Origin of the sequence: Neobacillus sp. 204, assembly GCF_046562815.1 — a bacterium.
Taxonomy (GTDB): domain Bacteria; phylum Bacillota; class Bacilli; order Bacillales; family Cytobacillaceae; genus Neobacillus.
Genome location: NZ_JBJORY010000023.1, coordinates 46,154 through 53,467 on the forward strand (window position 1 = coordinate 46,154; position 7,314 = coordinate 53,467).

At 41.4% G+C, this 7,314-nt stretch carries 8 protein-coding genes; all 8 read right to left on the bottom strand.

Annotated elements, in window-relative coordinates; translation table 11 throughout:
* Positions 1–13: 13 nt before the first annotated feature.
* The gene (locus ACJ004_RS28195) at positions 14–2,968 is read right to left on the bottom strand and encodes an autotransporter outer membrane beta-barrel domain-containing protein (RefSeq protein WP_410896401.1); all 2,955 of its coding nucleotides are present in this window, start codon (positions 2,966–2,968) and stop codon (positions 14–16) included.
* 5 nt (positions 2,969–2,973) lie between these two features.
* Entirely contained in the window at positions 2,974–3,390 is a 417-nt protein-coding gene (locus ACJ004_RS28200; protein WP_410896402.1) for a phage tail fiber protein, read from the bottom strand.
* 65 nt (positions 3,391–3,455) lie between these two features.
* Positions 3,456–3,941 (bottom strand): putative minor capsid protein, encoded by a 486-nt coding sequence (locus tag ACJ004_RS28205; protein WP_410896403.1) that lies wholly within the window; start codon positions 3,939–3,941, stop codon positions 3,456–3,458.
* A 105-nt stretch (positions 3,942–4,046) separates the two neighbouring features.
* Complete coding sequence (locus tag ACJ004_RS28210) at positions 4,047–4,400, bottom strand: head-tail connector protein (protein ID WP_410896404.1); 354 nt, start codon at positions 4,398–4,400, stop codon at positions 4,047–4,049.
* A gap of 51 nt (positions 4,401–4,451) precedes the next feature.
* Positions 4,452–4,802 carry a hypothetical protein gene (locus ACJ004_RS28215; RefSeq protein WP_410896405.1) on the bottom strand — a complete coding sequence of 117 codons (351 nt, stop codon included), beginning with the start codon at positions 4,800–4,802 and terminating at the stop codon, positions 4,452–4,454.
* Between the two features lie 20 nt (positions 4,803–4,822).
* The gene (locus tag ACJ004_RS28220; RefSeq protein WP_410896406.1) at positions 4,823–5,866 is read right to left on the bottom strand and encodes a phage major capsid protein; all 1,044 of its coding nucleotides are present in this window, start codon (positions 5,864–5,866) and stop codon (positions 4,823–4,825) included.
* 31 nt (positions 5,867–5,897) lie between these two features.
* Complete coding sequence (locus tag ACJ004_RS28225) at positions 5,898–6,287, bottom strand: hypothetical protein (protein ID WP_410896407.1); 390 nt, start codon at positions 6,285–6,287, stop codon at positions 5,898–5,900.
* Positions 6,287–7,314 (bottom strand): HK97 family phage prohead protease (locus ACJ004_RS28230; protein WP_410896408.1); only part of this gene is annotated, 1,028 nt, incomplete at its 5' end. The genes ACJ004_RS28225 and ACJ004_RS28230, both read right to left, overlap by 1 nt.

The following is a 7,314-nucleotide window of genomic DNA, read 5'->3' on the forward strand; positions in this document are numbered from 1 at the left end:
TTTTTTTCACCCCCTATTGAAAATACGATTTCCGCAGTTCTGCATAATCTGTACTCAATGTAAGGGTTCCGCTTGTATAGCCCTTTACTGATTTCATAGCAATTCTGACTTTATTTTCTGCACCCAGATAACGATCAAAATCCCTTATCACCATTGAAACAAAGGCATCAAGCTGACCATCATAAACCGCCTGATTGGTTTTATCCCATCTATTAGAGCCATAATTCCAAGCCCTTAAATAGAACGGCTGCCTCGGTGTTCCTTTGACTCTAAACTCAATTTTCTCCAAGAAAGTAGGATCCACTATAAACTCAAATTCAAACTGAATATGCCTGCCAAGACCTTCATCAATCGTATGAGATAAACGAAGCCCATCATTCAAAATTTCCACGCCATCATATCCAGCATCATCGACTTCCAGAAATAAATTAATCGGAGGCCTGACCTCGGCACCACTGACAGCAAAAATAGTTCCATCTAAATCAAATTGCTGACCTCCCACATATAGATCACTCAATAGATCAGAAACCGCGTCAATACTTCCGCTTAATTCTAAAAATCTATCAAGCTCCCCATATAAGGAGGACATGCCCACGATCTCACCGCTGAGAAACGTTTCCCCAATCAGAACACTCATGGACCCGCTCATAGAGGAAATGGCTATAATAGAGCCATCTATTCCTAATTCCTTGCTGATCGTACCGAATGCATCAGAAAAAGCCGCAAGGTGTCCATTAATCGGCTTAACGAGATTAATATAATTAACTTTTAAAGTAGAAACTCCTAAAATATTACCGCTAAACTTCATCATTTTACTCAGATTAGCAGTTAAAGAGCTTTGAGTAGTAACGCTCCCTGTTAATGCTGCTTGCCCTTGTAAATCAAGATGGCCCGTTACATCACTATTGATACTAATTTCACTATTCAAACCATGTAGAACAGGCAAATTAGCAATCATCACACTTGAAATGGCAATGACGGATCCCTGCAGTAATATGGTCCTTCCCAAAAATCCAGATCCATCCGAAAAGCTTTGAATCTGTCCTTCAATGGCTGTTAATTTTGATAGACTTCCATCAAAAGCAGAGCTCCCAGCAATAGCCCCATTGATTTCAAATATTTTCTGCAATTGCGTTTGTAAAACATCAGATCGAGCCTCAACCATTCCGCCTAAATCACGGTTAATGGTTATGACTGTGTCCGATCCACTTGCAGCTGAAACACTTCCATCAATGGAAAATGATTTATTTAAAACTTCAACCCCCACATTTGAAACGGCTGAAATGGTACCGATTAAAACATGATTGGCTTGAACATCTGTTAATTCTGCCGAAGCACCTGAAACAGCTAAAACAATCCCTGATAAATCATGATGAGCCTGAATATCCGTTAATTCTGCCAAAGCACCTGAAACGGCTGATATCGTACCAGTTAAAACATGATTGGCTTGAATATCAGTCAATTCAGCCGTAGCACTTGAAACAGCAGTAATAACACCTGATAAAACATGATTTGCTTGAACGTCTGTTAAATAAGCTGTAGCTCCAGATACAGCATTAATAGAGCCATTCAACTCAAAATTTCTCGATAATTCAGCTGATACCGCAGAATGAGCAGCAATTTCACCTGATAAAACATAAGCTTTTGCAGTAAATAAATCCGCCGATATCCCAGAAGTAACAACAATCGTACCTGTTAGAACATGAGCTTTTGTTATGGTTAAACTTGCAGAAGCCCCAGATATTCCAGATATAGAACCATTTATAGGAACCTCCACTTGTTGTAAAACAGTCGCCCATTCAATAGCTCCAAAATTAGAAATCGTGTTCGAATTAATACGTATTGCTCGGATTTCGACCTCAACTGTTGCCAATGTTTTATCACTGATTAAACTCGCATCAAAAATGAAAACAACTGGCTTAACTCCATTAATCGCATAGTGTGGAGAAGGTGATCGAAGGATTTCCACTCCATTTTCATAGATAAAACAATTCGTACCATAATAATTCGGATCATTAAATACCCATTTAATGGTTTGTAATCCACTGATCGGTTTGCTAGGAGTTTCAAATTTTACTCGTACCGTTGGTTCTCCCGTAAGAGTAGCCGGTGGTGTTAAAACCAAATCATCCTTAAAATCGGGATCATCATCAATATAGGTGACATCATTGGGAGAAAGATTGCTGATATTCGTGATCGCTATCGGTTTCAACTTTTCATACGTGTGTTGTTCATCCGTTGTAACCGTGATTTCGACCCCATTACTCTCATTTCCCAATTTATCCACGGTCGTAAAGCGATAATGATAAGTGGTCGAAGGAAGAACAGCAGTATCTGTTAACGTGTGAAAATTCAGCGTATCCGCAAAAAGTACGCCATCTTTATACGCTTGAACCCATTTATAATCCGCATCCGTTGGGTTTATCCATTCAAATACAATCGCCATATCCGTATGTTTTTCCGTTAAATTCGTGATCTCCCCAGGAGGAGTCGTGTCGGGAGGTGGTCCACCTCCTGCATTATCCACGGAAGCAACCCAGTTCATCGCTCGGACTGATTGAATCGTTGACCCACTGTAAACGTGAGCGACGACTCGAATTGTCGTATTGGCTCCCGTTTTGTCTGCCAAGACACTGGCATCAAACGTAAAAGCTTGGTTCGAACCCGCTCCCGCATATTTGACTGCAGAAGTGAATTTAATGGTCCCGCCTTCGAGTACTTCAATATGTGCCCCTATCCATGATGGATCCACTATATTAACATTGATCGTTTGTGTCCCGCTGAATACCCCACTAGGAGCAGAAAATTTCACTTCAAGAGTCGGATTCCCTCCCGTGACCCCTGTTGTCGCGATATTATTCGCGTCAGGAGCTGTTGGGCTATCTTGGATATAAGCGATATTATTGGGAGAAAAGTTATGAATCGAAACGATACTTTCCGGTCGAAGCGTTTCGGTAATAATAGCCATTTACATCAGTCCAATGTGATTGTTAGGGAACCTTGTCCAAAACTAGCTGTATCTCCATTCGTTATCGTTTTAGGAGTACCAATCGATCCAGATGCTAATATCTTTCCTGCTTCATCAGCCAAGAAAAAATATTGAATAGTTCCCCAATCCCCTGAGGCCGGACCAAATGAAATCGTGCCCCCATTTGATTTAGTTGCCGGTCCTGAACCACTTTGAGTAGCTGCTGGCCAATTAGCTGCCGTATTTGGAACCACCGCTCTTGCATATCCTGCCGCCGATGGAGGCTCCGTAATCCCTGTACCAACATCATTAATCGCTGTGGTGCTGAGACCTACATGAATATTAGCTGACGGAGTATAATTTACGGCTCCAAACACTTCATCAAGCATGGCTGCTTCTATAAAATCAGTAAAACCTGCCATTGGTTTCCCTCCTTTGTTAACGTGATTAATCTAGTTAACTCCTTGATATATAAGGACTTTTGAAATTAACTATCATCTTCTGTTAATCCAAAATAAATTTTCCTTGTTTCATCACCATCATTCGTATTTTTGCCCGCAAATGTAACTACTTGTGTTTGAACAACTGGATCCGTAACAGGATTTGTATAATTCACATCGCCTCTCAGGACACCGACCTCATAATGATGAAGCTTTTTTCGGCTATAAATCGGAATGATCGTTTGAATCGCAAACGTACCATCCGCCACCACATTTCCATCTTCATCAATGACATTAAAAATCTTCATGCCCATCTCAATCTTTTCATCTGGTGGCAAATAAAGAACATAATCCAAAATCACATCTGTTCCTAATTCATCCGTTGAAGTTCGCACCCGCATTTGATCAAGACGGCATCTGATTTGCCTTGTCGTCGGATCTGTCGTTATGGGCCTGTTATATTCGTCATAGCCATTTTCATAACCAGGAACCAGAAGAGTAGCCCGGTGATTCAATAATGTTTTAATCCTCACGTGCTACCCCCTCCTATCTCCCTGCATTTATTCACACTATAAACATCAAAATTACAAGATTGTGAGTAATGTAAGTGACTGTGAAAAGTACGAAAATGCATAGGATTATCCCTTCTTTAAAACCGAAAAGAAGCCAAGGCCAAAATTCGGTCTGAACCTATATTTCATCAGTATGGAATCCAATTCTTCCACGCCTGTTAAACCATTTTCGGGCTTAGCGCCCTTATTCACAGTAAAAGAGCCAAGACGAATCACTTCATCATGGCCCATCATTTCTTCTTTCAGCTCAGGATTATCCCAAAGCCACAAATATTCCACCAAGAGCCATGTGGCAACCCCCAGATCATCTTGAATGAAAATATCATTGGTCGTTGTATAATCCCTATTTGTTGCCCGTAAAATCCAAGAATCCGCACGCTGAATATAATCCTCCAGCTGTGCATCCGTTAGCCCTTTCACTTCCTCAAACGAAGTCCTATCCCGGATTTCCGAAGGAGTGATAAACATGTCTTACGCCTTCACAATAAAACCAGATCGAATCCTTGCCAGAAGCTCAGGGCTTGGATCTTCTGGAAGTTCTTTTTCCTGATCCTCTGCCAATGTAAAACCAGAAGCATCAGCATATTGCGTATCAGGATCCTTTAATTTATATTTGCCTGAAGGCTGATTGCCCGCAGTCACTTGCTCCTGAATTTCAATCGCATCCAGTTCCGCTTCTGTAAGCTTTACATTTTGTTCAGGATTTTTATTGGAGACCACATTTGCATCAGCAATCGTTTCAGCAGAATTTCCGCCTTGAACTTGAGCTTGTCCTTGCTCTTGCGTCTGAATTTCTTCATTTTGATTTTTCTTACCAGCCATTTTCATAACCTCCTTTTGATTTATCGAGCCGTATCAAGAGTAAGAATTAATCGAGCATTCTTTTCAAACGGCACAAATTCACTGATTTCCGTACCATAAGAACCTTCAACTTGCGTCTTGGCTGAGCGCTCTGTTTCAACTCCAAATGGCTTTCCTTCGTAACGTACTAAGGCAAAATCAGTATCTACTAAAATGATTCGATTATCTGGCACTCTATTAGAAATAAACGGTCGAGAATTGATTACATCCGCAAACTGACCATTTTGTAATTCATCACGATAAAGATAAGCATTACCATCACGTAAAGTCGTAATCGTATAAGCAGTTTCAAGATTCATTACCGCCACTTTTGGAGTGAAGCCATACTCATATTCCATATAAGCAGAACCATAGAACAAGTCTGCTAGAGTAATAGTTCCAGCCGTTGCTACCCCAAGAGTTGGAGCTGCATCGAAGCCATCTGAAAAATAACCATTTAACAAACGATCAACGGCCACATCTTCATATTGCCTTCCAAGTTTTAAGCCCATCTTTTGCAAGAATAGAGCAACCAGATCAATATTTGCACGGCGACTTTCATCCGTCCATTCGATTCCACGGCCACGTTTATGCATCTTAATAGACTGATCGCCTAACATTAGCGTACCTGTTGGAATTGGTGCACCTTGTCCAACATCGAGCAGATCCGCATCCACAGAATCTTCATCTAGGTAATACCATTGAGCCGTAAACTGATCAGCTTGAATCGTACGAGCCGTTAAAGCTTGCCAGTTTGAGCCTTGTTCAAAGCCCATTCGTAAACCATCTTCCACGATTGCATTAAATAAAGGCCGCGTACCATCGTTTTCAAGAAGGGCACGGACCTGCATTTTATTTACATCCTCAATCCCTAACCCACGGAGAACATCTTTCTTTGTCACCCCATGCTCAGCCAAATAACGCTTATACGCCCATGAAGAAGCTTTTTGGGCATAAGATGAACCAAATTTTCTTTCAATCTCAACGGCTAAATTTCCATCCGTTGCAATATTTACTTCTTTACCGAATTTATTTTTAATCTTCAATTCTGTTCAACTCCTTTTCTAGTAATATTTTTTAAGGCATTGCAACATCAACGAGGCCAGCCGCAGTGTCTACATAAAGAACGCGAGTTCCATTTGCCGCAGCCGCTGCACGAACACCACCAGCACCATCATTTTCAACAGAAGCCCCAAGTGCCGGTGCCGTACCCGCATAAGGCAAACGCTCCACACGGCTAAAGCCATACACATAACAACCAAGTGGCTCTAATGGATCTGTAACAGGATGCTTAGCTCGAAGTTGAAGTGGATCACCCGCAACCGCCGGCACCGCACTATATCCATCAGTAGTAGACCAAGTTAAAAGATCACCGGTTTCCACTGGATTTACATCAGAAGCAGTTGGTACATAAACAGACAAAGAAAGCCCGTAAGAATCAGGCATCGTAGTATTTAAACGTGGCATTATTCAGCAACCCCCTTAGAGAAAATATTGTCACTATCTGGATCAAGCCTTTCATTAGTTTCAGGCTCATTATTTTGATCATCATTTTTTGGCTCTAATTCTTCTGGCTCTGTTTGACGTCCACCAACAAAACGCTGCTTCGCCAAACGCTCATAAGAATCAATTTCATCCTTGATATGGTCAATATCTGCACTCATAGAGAGCATAGAACGGTAGGAATCCGCATTAAACGTATCGCCCTGAGCTTTCACCCTTGCTGCAACCGCCGTATCAATCACATCCGCAACATAACGACGACCTGTTTGTGCCTCCTTCTTTAATTGGCGAATCGCCTGAACACTGCAAAAATCTTTTCCTAGCTCATTACGAAGCTGAATATCCTCTGGCTGACGGAATGGATCCCCTTCCTCTGCCAACATGTCATAGATAACAGCCTTTTCAATCTTGTTCTCACGAATCGCCGTGCGAACATCATCCAGCAATGAATTTCTTGCTTGATTTGCCATTTGTTCATCCTCCTTTTGCTCATTATCTTTTGGTAAATAAAAAGAACGCCTTCCATCATCCAATCGGACTGAATAAGCGTTCTCCAGCATCATAATTCGTTTTCTATCAAGATCACCTTGCTTATAATACTGTCGAGCTTTATTAATAAAAGCGCCCGGTGTCGCACCTTTATATACCACAGACACTTCCCTTAAAGAAGCATCCATCACCCAAACAAATACACGGATTCCATTTTCATCTTCCAGACCAGGAAAATGAGGACATTCATAATCCCACATATCACGGCCACAAGATGAACATCTGTACCAAAGTTCACCGCCGAAGCCAATAGATAAATCTTTCTTAATGCCTGTTTGAATCGCACGGATCGTATCATTGGTATTTTCGCCATTTAAATTTAAATCCCGGACAATATACCAAAAAGAATCGACTTCATCATTTTCATAAATACCATCATAACTTCTTCCGAAAGGGGATTGAGTTATATCATGGTTAGGAAGGAGTGGCACCCCGCCCCGTA

Coding starts and splice junctions, on each gene's coding strand:
- ACJ004_RS28215 (WP_410896405.1), bottom strand. CDS start 4,802: ATGGCTGGTAAGAAAAATCAAAATGAAGAAATTCAGACGCAAGAGCAA.
- ACJ004_RS28225 (WP_410896407.1), bottom strand. CDS start 6,287: ATGCCACGTTTAAATACTACGATGCCTGATTCTTACGGGCTTTCTTTG.
- ACJ004_RS28195 (WP_410896401.1), bottom strand. CDS start 2,968: ATGGCTATTATTACCGAAACGCTTCGACCGGAAAGTATCGTTTCGATT.
- ACJ004_RS28200 (WP_410896402.1), bottom strand. CDS start 3,390: ATGGCAGGTTTTACTGATTTTATAGAAGCAGCCATGCTTGATGAAGTG.